This is a genomic window from Chitinophaga filiformis (assembly GCF_023100805.1).
GTDB lineage: Bacteria > Bacteroidota > Bacteroidia > Chitinophagales > Chitinophagaceae > Chitinophaga > Chitinophaga filiformis_B.
Window position 1 is genome coordinate 7,096,953 of the sequence record NZ_CP095855.1, and the last position, 14,177, is coordinate 7,111,129.

Consider the following 14,177-nt stretch of genomic DNA (forward strand, 5'->3'; position numbering starts at 1 on the left):
TAAACCAGGTTACAAACACATGGCAGCTACGGAGCCGATGGACGTTTTGTTTCCCGGTTTTATTATGGCGTAGAAGTGTAAAACAGACTGCAAACACGCGAAATAGCGCCGGAGCGATTGTTGTTTGGTTCCCGGGCCGGCCTGCAAATAAATTATTGAAGGGTCTCTTTCCAGCCGGCAATAGCGGCGGTATCCGCAGGAGTGACTTTGATAGTCCCATCCTGGGCAATATCTGCCTGCTGGCCGGGAAGCAGGGTCAGGTCTTTGCCTTCCGCCTGTACCCTGACGGTACTTCCCAGGGCGGTAATGGCCATATGTGAAGGTGTGGTATAGGCATGTATATTAAAATAAGTCCCTGTTACGTCGGCATATACTTCATAGGCACGGATGTGAAATGGCTGATTGACGCTATTGCTTACCCTGAAACTGGCCTCTCCTTCCACTTCCACTACCCTGCCCGCCACACTGTAAGTGGCCGGATACCTGACGGCGCTACCCGTATTCATCCATACCTCCGTACCATCGGGCAATGTATCTTTAGACTTATGCTGGCCGGCGGATGACATTGCCCGGAAAGAAGCCGATCTTTCGGAACGCATCACGATCAGGTAAATACCCGGGCCAACTATCAGGAACAGCAATGCAGCCAGGGCATACAGGTAATTGAGGCGGTGTGAATAGATCCGTCTTATCACCGGGGTGCTGTCTGCCGGTATGGGACGGTCTATCGCCATAGCCTTCGATACCATAGGCAGCCAATGCTCGTCAAAAGGAGGAACGATCGGGGCCTGTACCTCCAGCAGCTTTGTTTTCTCTACCACCCACTGGTTGTGACGGGAACTTACACTACTATGCGCGACATCTTTCAGGCATTGCCTTACAGACTGATGCACGGCGTTGATAGCGTGTGTAACAGCATCTGCAGACAGCTTCATAGCAGTGGCTATCTGGGCCGGCGACATGCCTTTCAGGCGGTGCATTTCATAGATGAGCCGCCGTTGTTCCGGCAGTGACATGATCGTATCATGGATCAGTGACTGGTAGGCCTTATAATGTTGTATTTCGGGGGGAACATCGTCATCGTAGAATGGTACGGGAAGCAGCTCATCTGACGACGAATCCTGCAGATAACTATAACATTCCTGCAGGGCCACGGAGCGCAGATAAGCATCCAGGTCTTTTACCATTGGCAGCTTGTCCCTGTGCAGCCAGATGATAATGAACGTCTCCTGCAATACCGCGTTGATACACCGGGGATCTCCTCTGAGGATAACAGCAAGATCAGCATATACAAGGGGAGCCGCCGCCCGGAAGAAGCGGGCAAAAGAATTTTCATTGCCATCAGCAATGCTTTGCAGCAGTTCTTTCGCGTGGTAATTGATCTCCTCCATAACTACGACGATCTAAACAGGAATATACGAAATATATAGAACCTGATCAAACCTTCAACCAGCGGCGCTTCGGCGATTAAAGCAAAAGCGTAGCTTTGCGGCACCTCCAAATCATCCGTAATATGAATTTCGAGCATAAAGTTGTCTGGATCATTGGCGCCTCCTCCGGTATCGGGCTTGGTCTGGTAAAAGCATTTGCCGCACAAAAGGCGCGCCTGATCATTTCCTCCCGCGATAGCGCTGCCCTGACAGCAGTGGCAGAGCAACTGGAAGGACATACCACCTGTACAGTATTGCCGGCTGATATGACTGACCATCCAGGCCTGGCGCAGATAGCAGAACATGCCATCAGCGCCTATGGACATATTGACATTGTTATTCATTCGGCCGGTGTGGGACAACGCTCAGCCGCCATCGATACACAACTGCCTGTTTACAGGCGGCTAATGGAGCTCAACTTCTTTGGACCGCTCACCCTTACACAACACCTGCTGCCCCATTTCAGGAAGCAGGGGCACGGGCACGTAGTGGCAGTAAGTAGCATGTCGGGCCTCATGGGCTTTCCTTTACGCAGCGGCTACGTTGCCTCCAAACATGCATTAAAGGGATATTTCGAAACATTACAGGTGGAACATACGCTGGATAACTTTTATGTGACCATTGTAAGCCCTGGCAGGATCAAAACAGGACTGTCCCTGTCTGCACTTACCGGCAACGGCACCCCTTACGACAAGATGGACAAAGGCCAGCTGCACGGTATTCCCGTCAATGAATGTGCTCACAGGATACTGAAGGCCATCAGCAAGAAGAAGAAGCATGTGATCATTGCCAGAAGCGAAAGACTGCTATACTGGCTGCGTATGTTGATACCTCCCGCCTACTACCGCATTGCAAGAAAAAGAGGATTGGCTGACCAGCAATGATGCTGCTGATTGCGTATACTGAAACCTCCCGCCTATCGCCGCATCGCAGGAAAAAGAAGATTGGATGACCCGCAATGATGCTGCTGATTGCGTATACTAATGATACCTATCGCCGCATCGCAGGAGCAAGAGGATTGGATGATCCGCAATGATATACCCCGCTCATGAGATTGCTGCAACGCATACTGGTAAGATCTTTGATCTTATCTATACATGCGTAAAAAATCCTCATCTTCCAAGCCTTCGGGGCGAACAAGGGCTAAGTTCCCTGTTACGGTAGCACCCATGCTGGCTACACTGGTCAATAAACCAGTGGAAGAGCCGGGGTGGATGTACGAGGTGAAATGGGATGGTTACCGTGCTATAGCCTTATTGAATAAGGGGAATGTACAACTTATCTCACGCAACAATAAACCCTTCGATGAGAAATTCTATCCGGTTCACAATGCCTTAAAAGCATGGAACATCCAGGCAGTAACAGATGGGGAAATAGTGGTGCTCAATGAAAGCGGGTCTTCCAGCTTCGGAGACCTGCAAAACTGGAGGAGTGAAGCTGATGGAGAATTGATCTATTATGTATTCGACCTATTGTGGCTGAATGGATACGACCTTACACAATTACCGCTCGTACAACGCAGGGAACTGTTGCAGCAACTGTTTCCCGCTCCCGATATCATCAGGCTTAGCGCCAGCTTCAATACATCGCCCTCAGAGTTCCTGACGGCGGCAACATCACTGGGCCTGGAAGGTATCATTGCCAAAAAGGAAGATAGCCTTTATTATCCCGGTGTACGTAGCAACGAATGGTTAAAGATCAAGATCAATAAAAGACATGAAGTGGTCATAGGCGGTTATACCCGCAATGAAAACTCTTCAAAACCTTTCAGCTCATTGCTGGTGGGCGTTTTTGATAATGGCAAATTGCAATATACCGGCAAAATAGGCACCGGGTTTTCCACTGCCAGGCAGAAGGAGATGATGCAGTTATTCAAACCACTGACCATAAAAAAATCGCCTTTTACAACAGTCCCGGATATTAATAAGCCCTCCCGTTTCAGGCCCAATCCACCGAAGGCAGTAGCTACCTGGTTAAAGCCCGAGCTGGTATGTGAAGTAAGTTATGCAGAGATCACTTCGGATGGCGTGATGCGCCACCCCTCTTTCGAAGGTATGCGGGAAGATAAAGCAGCAAAGGACGTTAAAAGAGAAGCGCCCCAGCCTGTTACCAAAGCAACAGCGAAAACAGGTACGGCTATCTCCCAAAAGATGTTAACACCGGTGATAGGCGGCAACCGTAAAACATTGCTCAATCCATCCGAAGATACACAGGTCCGGAAGATCAATAAACATGAACTGAAATTCTCCAATCTCAACAAAATATTCTGGCCGGAAGAGAAATATACCAAACGGGACATGCTGAACTACTATTACCAGATAGCCCCGTATATAGTGCCATACCTGAAAGACCGCCCCCAGTCGCTGAACAGGTTCCCCAATGGTATAAAGGGCAAGAGCTTTTACCAGAAAGATGTGACAGGGAAAGCGCCCGACTGGATCAAGACCTTTCCTTATCATACCAGTGATGGTGAAGATAAGAACTTCATGGTAGGAACGGACGAAGCCAGCCTATTATATATGGCGAGTCTGGGCAGCATTGAAATGAACCCCTGGAACAGCAGGATACAAAAGCCGGATTATCCGGATTGGTGTATAATTGACCTGGATCCGACAGAAAAGAATACCTTTGAGCAGGTAATAGAAACAGCGCTGGTCACCAAAGAAGTGCTTGACAGTATCAAAGCCCCGGGATATTGCAAAACATCCGGTTCTACCGGCATACATATCTACATTCCTTTAAACGCTAAATATACTTACGATGAGTGCCAGTTGTTCGGCAAGTGGATCGCTACACAGGTACATGCCGCATTGCCCGCATTTACCAGTATAGAGCGTATGACACAGAACAGAAAGGGCAGGATATATGTTGATTATTTACAAAACAGGCCCAAAGCCACACTGGCAGCCCCCTACTCATTACGGCCGAAGCCAGGCGCTACCGTCTCCATGCCTTTGCATTGGGACGAAGTAAAAAAGGGACTAAAAATGAAAGACTTCAATATTACCAATGCAGTGGCCCGGGTCAATGAAATGGGCGATATATTCAAACCGGTACTCGGCAAGGGAATTGATATGAAGAAGATACTAAGTGCTATACAACCATGAAGTTTATTTATTAACCTTTAAATTCTACATTATGGCAAAGTATTCAAAAAAGAGCCAGGACAAAGTGGAAGAGAATATGCATGAAATGAAGGAAGGTAAACTGAAAAGCGGCAGAAGTGGTAAGAAGGTCTCCAATCCCAAACAGGCTATCGCTATAGGATTATCAGAAGCCAGGAAAGAAGGCGCTAAAGTACCAAAGAAGGCTGCGGCTAAGAAGAAAGCTGCGCCAAAGAAAAAAGCGGCAGCAAAGAAGGCTGCACCTAAAAAGAAAGCTGCTGCGAAGAAGAGAGCAACACCAAAGAAAAAAGCAGCCGCTAAAAAAGCTGCTCCCCGGAAAAAAGCCGCTGCTAAAAAGGCCGCGCCTAAAAAGAAAGCTGCAGCTAAAAAAGCTGCTCCAAAAAAGAAAGCTGCGGCTAAGAAACGGGCTACACCTAAGAAAAAGGCTGCTGCGAAGTCTTAAAAAATGAAATCAGAGAGACTGTAAAATGATCCCATTGCTTTCATTAGTTGCCTTACTTCATTTTACAGTCTCATTCTTATCTGACATCAGGATTGGATGATCGCATGGTATTTCTCACTTCCCCGACAACCACGCGAGGAACTGCGGTGCCTTTTCCTTGCTGATAGTGATCACCTCCCTGAAGGGCACAGACAGGTTCACACTTAACTTGCGGGATACATAGTGGGAAGCATCTTTGATAGCCTTACGGTTAACGAGGAACTGCCTGTTTACCCGGAAGAAATCACTGCCACAAAGCTGTTCGGCTTCTTCAAGTGATTTCTTGAGATAATAATGTTGCCTGTCGAAGGTCATTAAGTATAAGACCTCTTTCTCGATATAGAACAATACAATATTCTCCAGTCTGACCGGCACGATCTTGTCTTTGTAATGCACCAGTATGGCCGCAGGTTTAGGTGTATGTTGCTGTACGGTTTCAGCGATCGTATTAGCGGAAGTAGCTATGCCGGTAAACTGGCGGCGCAGATTATTATACTTCCTGATCGCATCTGCTATGGAGGCGTTGGTGAATGGCTTCAGTATATACTCGATCCCATTGGTCTTGAACGCCTGCAAGGCATATTCATCGTATGCAGTACAAAAGATAACAGGTGCTGTTACTTCTACAGTTCTGTAGATGTCAAAGCTTTCTCCGTCTCCGAGTTGTATATCACTGAAGATAAGATCTGGCATATCGTTGCGCTGGAAATAGGCTACCGCCTCCCTGACAGATTGCAGCACTGCCACAACTTCTACAGTGTTGTCCAGTTGCTGAATGCTTTCCTTGAGATCTTCCGCAGTCAACACCTCATCTTCAATGATCACCACCCGCATGCTGTAAGATTTTTATTTTTACGGTGAATGTATTTCCGTCGTCCTCTATCAAAATGTCTTCTCCTGTCAGCATCTTGTAACGTTCTGACAGGTTCATTAATCCGCTGCCGGTAGAGGCTTCCGTCTGGTGCTTTACCTGTAAGTTATTCATTACTTTCAGATAATCCCCTTCCTGGACCACATCCAGGTACAGGGGATCTTCATTGGTAAGCACATTATGCTTAATGGCATTTTCCAGCAAAGGCTGCAATGAAAAGGCCGGCAGCCAGCGGTTGTTCAATGCCTGCTGATCAATATCGATAGAGAACTTTAAGGCTTCTCCTGCACGCATTTTCTGCATCTCCAGGTAGTCTGTACTTAACTTTATTTCATCTTTCAGTGAAATGATATTCTTATGGCCCTTTGAAATACTGGCCCGCAGGAAGTCTGACAAATGGATCAGGTATTCTTCTGCCTTATCGGGATGACGGCGGATGAGCGACTTCAGGGTGTTAAGCGCGTTGAACAGAAAATGCGGATGGATCTGCTGCCGTAATAACTGGTTGATGGCTTCTGTATTGGCAAATTTCAGACGGGCATTCTCCAGCTCCGCGTCATTTCTGGCATGTATGAGGATGATATAATTGTGGATGATCAGTACAAAGATGTTAAACACAATACCATGTAACATGAATAACAGTGGCCACACCGCCCTGTTCTTCACTTCTTCATACCAGTCGGGAATGATAAAGGCACGCAGGTCTGTATATACCACCGTCCTGAACAGGAAGAAGTTCAGCAGCACAGCGCCTGAAAAGCTGGCAATCGCCCTGTACAGCTTGAACCGCGCCGAGAAATAATTCCAGCGCCGGGAAAGCCAGACCTGTATGACTACATTGTACATACTCAGGAACAGGATAGCGCTGAAGATGACGCCCGATTTGGCGAAGGCTCTGCTAAGCGAATACTCTTTGGCAGAGGAGGTCAGCGCCACCAGTATGGCAATACTAAGGGCTGCGGTAAAACTTGCGCGTACAAGACTTTTTACAGGTAATCTTTTCATGTGCTTCAGACTGCAAGTTAAGCACAAAGCCCGGGTAGAATCAATTTTTCGCTGTCCATTTCAACCGTAATTTTGTCTGTTTCGCCCCTCTTACTTTTTGCATATCAGATTATTATTATTTGTTTCGCATTAAATTTTACACCTGATGAAATCAAAATTGTTGCTCATTGCTGTTATGCTGACGGCTGGAAAAGCCATGGCACAGCAAAAACATACAATTAGCGGAACCATTAAATCCAAAGCCAAAGGAGAAACCCTCATCGGCGCTACTGTAAGGGTCAGTGGCGGCGGTGGTACTACGACGAATGAATATGGATTCTATTCCATTACCCTCACAGACGGCAGCCACAAGCTGGAATTCTCTTCTATGGGCCTGCAAACCTATCAGTCAGCGTTTGTGCTCCGGAAAGACACTGTTATCAACATCTCCCTGGAAGACGAATCTGTCAGCCTGGGAGCAGTGACCGTTACCGGCACCAGCACCAAAAGAAGCCTTAGCACTCCCCAGATGGGACTGGAGAAGCTGACTACCAAAGAGATGAAGAATGTACCTGTACTACTGGGCGAAAGGGATGCCATCAAAGTGATCCAGTTATTGCCCGGTATCAAATCGGCCGGAGATGGTAACGCGGGCATGTATGTACGTGGCGGCGCCGCCGACCAGAACCTCATACTCCTCGATGAGGCGCCTGTGTACAATGCCTCTCACCTGCTGGGTTTCTTCTCCACCTTCAACTCCGATGCCATCAAAGACATCGCCGTGTATAAAGGCGGTATGCCGGCACAATACGGCGGGCGCTTGTCATCTGTACTGGACATCAAAATGAATGATGGTAACAACCAGGACTTCGGCGTCAGTGGCGGTATTGGTCTTATTTCTGCCAAACTGAATGTAGAAGGCCCTATCCAGAAGGATAAATCCTCCTTCCTCGTTACAGGCCGCAGAACATACGCTGATATGTTCCTCAAGCTGTCCAGCGATTCCAGCCTGAATAACAATACTCTCTACTTCTATGATATCAATGCAAAGATGAACTATGAGCTGGGCGAAAAAGATAAATTGTACCTCTCCGGTTATTTTGGTAAAGATAAACTGGGTGTGGGCGACCTCTTCGGTCTGCAATGGGGGAATACCACCGCTACGCTGCGCTGGAATCACATCTTCAACAACAAATTGTTCTCCAACACCTCCCTCATCTATAGTAATTACGACTATACGATCTCTATCAACAGTGGTTCTGTGAATGCAGATATCTATTCAAAGATCAGGGATTACAACCTGAAAGAGGAATTACAATGGTATCCATCTGCCAGCCATAACATTCGTTTCGGTATCAACTCCATTTACCATACCATCACGCCCGGACAGGTCACTACATCTGAAACTTCACAGATCAATGCCAGGACACTGGAAGACCGTTATTCCTGGGAGAATGCATTGTACGCTACCGACAGCTGGAAAATGTCTGATAAACTGAGCATGACCTATGGCCTGCGTCTTTCCTCCTTCAGTGTGCTGGGCAAAGGCGATTTCTTCAACATAGACAGGGATGGTAAGATACTCGATACCCTTCACTATAAAAGCGGGGCATTCGTGAAGACCTATCTCAACCTGGAGCCCAGACTGGCGCTGAGCTATAAGCTGAACAGCTCTTCTTCACTGAAAGCTTCCTATGTACGCAATACACAAAACCTTCACCTGATATCCAACAGTACCACCAGCAGTCCTACGGATAAATGGGTGGCCAGCACCAATATCATTAAACCGGAAATATCCGACCAGTACTCCCTCGGTTTCTATAAAGACCTCTTCAATGGCGACTACGAACTGACCGTTGAAACATATTACAAGTCTTTACAAAACCAGATAGACTACCGGGACGGCGCCAATGTGAATACTGTCAGCAATGCGATAGAATCAGAACTGCTGTTCGGTAAAGGACGTGCTTATGGCATTGAGTGGCTGTTCAAAAAGAGAGTAGGCAAATTCAGCGGATGGTTAAGCTATACGCTTTCAAAAACAGAAAGACAGATAGATGGCATCAACAACAACAAATGGTACAATGCACGCCAGGACAGAACACATGATGTAGCCATAGTGGCCATGTACCAGTTAAGCAAGAAATGGACTTTATCGGCCAACTGGATCTATTATACCGGCGACGCGATAACCTACCCTTCCGGTAAATACCAGATAGATGGTCAGACGGTATACTATTTCACTGGTCGTAATACTTATCGTATGCCCGATTATCACAGACTGGACCTGGGGGCCACCCTGCAGCTGAAGAAACGTAAACGCTGGTCTTCAGAACTGGCCTTCAGCCTGTACAATGCCTATGGCAGGGAAAATGCATACACTATCACCTTCGAAGACAGCAAGGAAGATCCTAACAAAACAGTTGCCAAACAAACTGCATTGTTCAAATTCATTCCTTCTATCTCTTACAACTTTAAGTTCTAATGACCATGCGTAACAGTTTTATATACACGATACTGGGCTCGGCGCTCTTACTCGGCACCGCCTGCGAAAAGGAGATCGATCTTAACCTGAACGGCAATGACAACAAACTGGTGATCGAGGCAGTGCTGACAGATACCAAAGGCGAATGCGTTGTAAAGATCAGCCGTACCAAAGATTTTGCGGCAGACAATTCCTTTGCAGGCGTATCGGGTGCAAAGGTGCAGATCTATCACAACACCGATACCACACTGCTGACTGAAACAACAACCGGCGTGTATACCGCACCTGAATTATCCGGCAGCAGTGGTAACACCTATGGCTTGCTGGTTACCCTCGGTAATGAGCAGTATACAGCGACGTCTCGTATGCCATCCAAAGTACCAATGGATTCTTTGTCTGTCGTGGAAGAAGATCTTTTCGGCGATATGACCAAAGTGGCCAATGTCAGCTTTAAGGACCCGGCAGGAGAAACGAATTATTATCGTTTTCAGCAGTATATCAGGGGCACAAAAGTAAAACGGTATTACGTGCGTAACGACGACCTTATCAATGGCAACGATATCAATACAAGGCTGTATATCCTGGGTGAAGATGACGACGACCATGAGTATGACATCAACAGCGGAGATGAGCTTAGCGTGGAAATGCTGAATATCGATGCTTCGGTGTATAAGTACTTTTACAGCCTCAGCAACAGCGCCACCGGAGAGAATGATTCGGCTACACCGGCCAACCCTGTAAGTAATATTTCAGGGAATGCGATCGGGTATTTCAGTGCGCAGACGGTAGAGAGGAAGACGATCATAGTGCCTTGATAACTTTTTCAGGGACGCCGTGGCCACGATTTCCGGATGGGGATCGTGGCCACGTCTTTTTAGCCCATGGCCGCCTCAGTGAACAATCGGGTGGAGATATGGTGAGAACAGGGTGGGAACAGGGTGGATCCTCCTACCTACAGGCTCTCTGCTATAGCATTATAGGCACTGTTCTATAGCGAACGCTATAGAATGGTAGGTAAAACGTAGGGCTATAGCGCTTTTAGATAGGAACCGGCAGGATAGTCGAAGCGAACCGGTAGTACGGTGACAGGCAGCTGATTATTCATTGATTTATAGTTTGCTATTTGTAAATTTGTGAATTGCAACCTGTTAATGTGAAAAAGACATCGCATCCAATACCCTTGTTTTCGCTGGAACCACATGCTATCGGCGGAATGTTTATAGAAGAACTACCTATTGACGTTCCGGAGGCTACCCAACCTCACCGGGACGATCACTACCTGGTCTTGTTGCTCACTGCCGGCAGCGCCATACTGGAAATAGAAAAAGAAGTCTTTCGCTGTGAAGCGCCGGCGCTGGCTGTGATTAAACCGCTCCAGGTTCATTGCGCAACACGGACAGGCATTCCGGCAGGCTGGGCTTTTTCCTGCGCCCCTTTCATGGTTCCGGAGGCGTTTGCCGCCATTCTGCCAGGCCTGGACATCAGGCAGCAATATGTGCAGCTGACAAATGCAGAAGATCTCTTCCAGATAGCAGCAGTGTTAACCACGGCGTTCAATACTTCCCGTACTGCCGGCAGGCATAAACCCGCCATCCTGAAAGGCCTGAGCGAGGCCTTCTTTCACCGCATCCTGCCGGAACTTGAGATGGCACAGGATAAGACGATACAGCAGAAAGGCCAGCCGGCAATCATTACCCGCCAGTTCATGCAACTGCTGCAACAGCAGCCCACCGGCCAGACGCCCGCCTATTTTGCCCGGCAAATGCACATCACCACAGCGCATCTGAACGATTGCGTGCGGGAGACCACCGGCTTTCCCGTTACCTACTGGCGCCAATACGCCATGCTGCATATCGCCAAAAGGCTCTTGTACTATACCGATAAACCCGTTAAAAGCATTGCCTGGGAACTGGGTTTTGAAGATCATACCTATTTTTCCCGCCTGTTCCGCAAACTAACAGGGGAAACACCCGGCGCTTTCCGGAGCAAATTCCATGAATAGTCCAATACCTTCCTGTTTGTCTCCAATTATTGCCGTGTTTTCCGTCCTTTCTTTGCGCTAAAATCACAGATATGGAAACATTGTTCAGGCAGAGCTGTGAAGTCATAAAAGAGGCTGGAAAAGCGCTAAAAAATTCACAGGTACCATTTACAAGGGCGGAGAACAAAGAAGAGCTGATGACGCAGTTCCAGGCAGCTAACGTATTTTCAACCCATCTCATCCGGGAAGGACTGCTAACCATTGCACCCGATATTCCCTGGTCGGACGCGGAATTTGATACTACCCGGCAAAAAGATCCTGCCCTGGGCCGGATGTATTGGGTATGCGATGCCATAGACGGAGCTATCCATTTTCTGCAGGGCTTTTCTCCCTGGTGTATCAGCCTCGTGCTCATAGCGGATGGAATACCGGCTTTTTCCATCATATACGATCCTGTAAGAGATGAACTGTTCACTGCCATCAGGGGAAAAGGCGCCTGGCTCAATGGGGAAAAGCTGGCTGTAAACATCCGCAATTCCATACAGGAAGCCATCCTGGCTACAGCTCATCCTAATCAGCCACAGAAAGAGAAAAAAGAGGCCTCTCTCCTGCTATCCAGCCTCGAACGGATACTTCCCAGGGCCGGCGCGGTCAGGATGCTGGGCCCCTCTTCCCTGCAGCTGGCATATGTAGCGGCGGGCAGACTGGATGCATTCTGGGAATATGGCAATGATGTTTATGACTGGCTGGCAGGCGCACTCATGGTGGAAGAAGCTGGTGGAAAGGTACAGTCCATCGAGGGCCAGGCCTTCTCCATAGAGACAAATACCGGGGTACTGGCAGGCAACGAATGGCTGGTGGGATTACTGGAAGAAGAGCTGCCGGTAGAATGGGATATTTTCAGCTGTAAAATGTAGCAAAACTATCAAAGCCTCACCTGGTCCGGGATGCCTCCCAACCTATCATGGCCATTTTACGGGTACTTCCCCAGTGATATTCTCCAAATTCGCCATTTGATCTGATCACCCGGTGGCAGGGAATCAGGAAAGCCACCGGATTATTCCCGATCGCCGTTCCCACCGCCTGGTAAGCCCGTTCTGCATTGGCGGCAGCAGCTACATTCCCGTAGCTGGACAATTCTCCCATAGGGATCTGGAGCAATGCTTCCCAGACCTTGAGCTGAAATGGCGTACCCTTCAGGTGCAGCTTCACCTGTTCCAGTGTATTCCAGTCCCGGGTAAAAAAATACAAAGCATTCTGCTGGATCATATCGAGCAGCTGCTGAAAGCGGGCATTGGGGAATTGCTCCTGCAGATGCCGGAAGGCCTGTTCCCGGTCTTCTACGAATGCCAGGTAGCAAAGCCCCTTGGGGGTAGCGGCAAGAATAAGCGGGCCAAACGGGCTTTCGGCAAAACTGTAGTTGATGGACAGGGCCTCTCCCCCGTTTTTGTATTCGCCCGGTGTCATGCCTTCAATTTTCATAAAAAGATCATGTAACCTGCCGGTTCCTGACAAACCCGTCTCCAGGGCAATATCAAAAAGGGAAGCCTGTTTCTCTTTTAACAGTGACTTGGCATACGCTACACTGAGATATTGTGTGAATTTCTTCGGGCTGACGCCTGCCCACTCCGTAAACATACGTTGAAAATGGAAGGGGCTGAGGTATACATTTTCAGCTACTTCCTCCAGTGAGGGCTGCTTTTTAAAGTTTATTTTCAGGTATTCAATCGCCCTGGCAATCCGCTCATAATTAGTTAATTCCTGAGAAATCATATCTATTTCATTTACAATACAAAAATAGACATTCCTGTTTATGACATAAACCCGGTTCTTGCGGAGTTCTTTACACTAATTTTAACGTAATTTTGCCCCCTGATTATGAACACGAACCTGCCAATATTCGATATTCCGTCCACAATCCGTTATTACCTGTCGCTTGACAAAAAAGTGACACAGAGTTTCGGGATGGATAAGTACGATGAGCTGCTTCAACCAAACAACTTTGCTGTACTGAGCAACGAGGGAAGCGTGAAGAGTGGTCCTCCTATCAGGACTGACCATTATGCGGTTATTCTGTGCATCAGGGGCACCTGCCAGAAAACGATCGGCGCCTTTACATTTAATGTAGGCCCAAAATCACTGCACATCGTATCTCCTAAACATACCACTTCTTTCGATAATGCTTCTGACGACCTGTTGCTATACATGGTGATGTTCAAGAAGGAGTTTATCACCGACACTTTTATCAAGCAAAGCGCGCTTGATCCGCTGATAGACCTCAATCCTTCCTGTGCGCCGGTATATACATTGTCAGATCCGCATTTTCTGAAAACGAAACAACTTTTTGAAAGGATAGACCGGGAATACCGTGAAGGCAGCCCCTTCTTCCTGCAGATCGTACGTTTACAGGTGGTAGAATTACTGTATGAAGTGAATCGTGCTTTTGAAAAATGCCAGGAGAGCCGGCCTAACCATCAGCTTACGAGACAATATGCCACTTTTGTCAATTTCAGGGATCTTGTGGAGGAGCACTTCCTGCATAAACGAACGGTCCAGGAGTATGCTGATATGCTGCACATTACTGCCAAACATCTGAGTGAGATCGTTAAACAGGAAACAGGTAAAAATGCTTTGCAGATCATTCACAGCCGTTTGTACCTGGAGGCAAAACTGTTGCTGACCACATCCTCGCTCAGCGTGAAGGAAATCTCTGATCAGCTGAACTTTGATACCAGCTCGCATTTCAGCCGGTTCTTCAAAAAGTTTGCAGATGAGAACCCCTCGGATTTTAAGAAATTATCTGTAGCATAATACATTTTT

At 47.7% G+C, this 14,177-nt stretch carries 12 protein-coding genes; 8 read left to right on the plus strand and 4 right to left on the minus strand.

Features of this window, described 5'->3' with window-relative positions:
- Positions 1 to 152: 152 nt before the first annotated feature.
- Positions 153 to 1,391, minus strand: a complete 1,239-nt coding sequence (locus MYF79_RS27745) for a FecR domain-containing protein (RefSeq protein WP_247811125.1) — start codon at positions 1,389 to 1,391, stop codon at positions 153 to 155.
- Between the two features lie 122 nt (positions 1,392 to 1,513).
- Here MYF79_RS27745 and MYF79_RS27750 point away from each other — a divergent pair, with 122 nt between their 5' ends.
- From MYF79_RS27750 to MYF79_RS27760, 3 genes are all read left to right on the plus strand, one after another.
- Positions 1,514 to 2,314, plus strand: coding sequence for an SDR family oxidoreductase (locus tag MYF79_RS27750; protein WP_247811126.1), 801 nt, complete (start codon positions 1,514 to 1,516; stop codon positions 2,312 to 2,314).
- Between the two features lie 213 nt (positions 2,315 to 2,527).
- A complete protein-coding gene (gene ligD / locus MYF79_RS27755) occupies positions 2,528 to 4,537 on the plus strand; it encodes a DNA ligase D (protein ID WP_247811127.1) in 2,010 nt (669 codons plus the stop codon).
- 31 nt (positions 4,538 to 4,568) lie between these two features.
- Complete coding sequence (locus MYF79_RS27760; RefSeq protein WP_247811128.1) at positions 4,569 to 4,997, plus strand: DUF6496 domain-containing protein; 429 nt, start codon at positions 4,569 to 4,571, stop codon at positions 4,995 to 4,997.
- A gap of 114 nt (positions 4,998 to 5,111) precedes the next feature.
- Here the strand turns inward: MYF79_RS27760 and MYF79_RS27765 are convergent, their stop codons facing one another.
- Positions 5,112 to 5,870 (minus strand): LytR/AlgR family response regulator transcription factor, encoded by a 759-nt coding sequence (locus MYF79_RS27765; RefSeq protein WP_247811129.1) that lies wholly within the window; start codon positions 5,868 to 5,870, stop codon positions 5,112 to 5,114.
- Positions 5,851 to 6,912: a sensor histidine kinase gene (locus MYF79_RS27770; RefSeq protein ID WP_247811130.1), complete on the minus strand. Its 1,062-nt coding sequence runs from the start codon at positions 6,910 to 6,912 to the stop codon at positions 5,851 to 5,853. The genes MYF79_RS27765 and MYF79_RS27770 overlap by 20 nt, the downstream gene beginning before the upstream one ends.
- 145 nt (positions 6,913 to 7,057) lie before the next feature.
- Here MYF79_RS27770 and MYF79_RS27775 point away from each other — a divergent pair, with 145 nt between their 5' ends.
- The 4 genes from MYF79_RS27775 to MYF79_RS27790 all read left to right on the plus strand — a co-directional run bounded on the left by MYF79_RS27775 (position 7,058) and on the right by MYF79_RS27790 (position 12,274).
- Entirely contained in the window at positions 7,058 to 9,376 is a 2,319-nt protein-coding gene (locus tag MYF79_RS27775; protein ID WP_247811131.1) for a TonB-dependent receptor, read from the plus strand.
- A 5-nt stretch (positions 9,377 to 9,381) separates the two neighbouring features.
- Entirely contained in the window at positions 9,382 to 10,191 is an 810-nt protein-coding gene (locus MYF79_RS27780; RefSeq protein WP_247811132.1) for a DUF4249 domain-containing protein, read from the plus strand.
- Between the two features lie 338 nt (positions 10,192 to 10,529).
- Positions 10,530 to 11,378: an AraC family transcriptional regulator gene (locus tag MYF79_RS27785; RefSeq protein WP_247811133.1), complete on the plus strand. Its 849-nt coding sequence runs from the start codon at positions 10,530 to 10,532 to the stop codon at positions 11,376 to 11,378.
- Positions 11,379 to 11,449: 71 nt separating this feature from the next.
- Positions 11,450 to 12,274 (plus strand): inositol monophosphatase family protein, encoded by an 825-nt coding sequence (locus tag MYF79_RS27790; protein WP_247811134.1) that lies wholly within the window; start codon positions 11,450 to 11,452, stop codon positions 12,272 to 12,274.
- A 16-nt stretch (positions 12,275 to 12,290) separates the two neighbouring features.
- Here the strand turns inward: MYF79_RS27790 and MYF79_RS27795 are convergent, their stop codons facing one another.
- The gene (locus tag MYF79_RS27795; protein WP_247811135.1) at positions 12,291 to 13,130 is read right to left on the minus strand and encodes a methylated-DNA--[protein]-cysteine S-methyltransferase; all 840 of its coding nucleotides are present in this window, start codon (positions 13,128 to 13,130) and stop codon (positions 12,291 to 12,293) included.
- Positions 13,131 to 13,235: 105 nt separating this feature from the next.
- On the opposite strand from MYF79_RS27795, the gene MYF79_RS27800 reads away from it, so the two are divergent.
- Positions 13,236 to 14,168, plus strand: coding sequence for a helix-turn-helix domain-containing protein (locus MYF79_RS27800; RefSeq protein WP_247811136.1), 933 nt, complete (start codon positions 13,236 to 13,238; stop codon positions 14,166 to 14,168).
- Positions 14,169 to 14,177 lie beyond the last annotated feature (9 nt).

Coding starts and splice junctions, on each gene's coding strand:
- MYF79_RS27775 (WP_247811131.1), top strand. CDS start 7,058: ATGAAATCAAAATTGTTGCTCATTGCTGTTATGCTGACGGCTGGAAAA.
- MYF79_RS27765 (WP_247811129.1), bottom strand. CDS start 5,870: ATGCGGGTGGTGATCATTGAAGATGAGGTGTTGACTGCGGAAGATCTC.
- MYF79_RS27780 (WP_247811132.1), top strand. CDS start 9,382: ATGCGTAACAGTTTTATATACACGATACTGGGCTCGGCGCTCTTACTC.
- MYF79_RS27770 (WP_247811130.1), bottom strand. CDS start 6,912: ATGAAAAGATTACCTGTAAAAAGTCTTGTACGCGCAAGTTTTACCGCA.
- MYF79_RS27745 (WP_247811125.1), bottom strand. CDS start 1,391: ATGGAGGAGATCAATTACCACGCGAAAGAACTGCTGCAAAGCATTGCT.
- MYF79_RS27795 (WP_247811135.1), bottom strand. CDS start 13,130: ATGATTTCTCAGGAATTAACTAATTATGAGCGGATTGCCAGGGCGATT.
- MYF79_RS27760 (WP_247811128.1), top strand. CDS start 4,569: ATGGCAAAGTATTCAAAAAAGAGCCAGGACAAAGTGGAAGAGAATATG.
- MYF79_RS27750 (WP_247811126.1), top strand. CDS start 1,514: ATGAATTTCGAGCATAAAGTTGTCTGGATCATTGGCGCCTCCTCCGGT.
- MYF79_RS27790 (WP_247811134.1), top strand. CDS start 11,450: ATGGAAACATTGTTCAGGCAGAGCTGTGAAGTCATAAAAGAGGCTGGA.
- MYF79_RS27800 (WP_247811136.1), top strand. CDS start 13,236: ATGAACACGAACCTGCCAATATTCGATATTCCGTCCACAATCCGTTAT.
- ligD (WP_247811127.1), top strand. CDS start 2,528: ATGCGTAAAAAATCCTCATCTTCCAAGCCTTCGGGGCGAACAAGGGCT.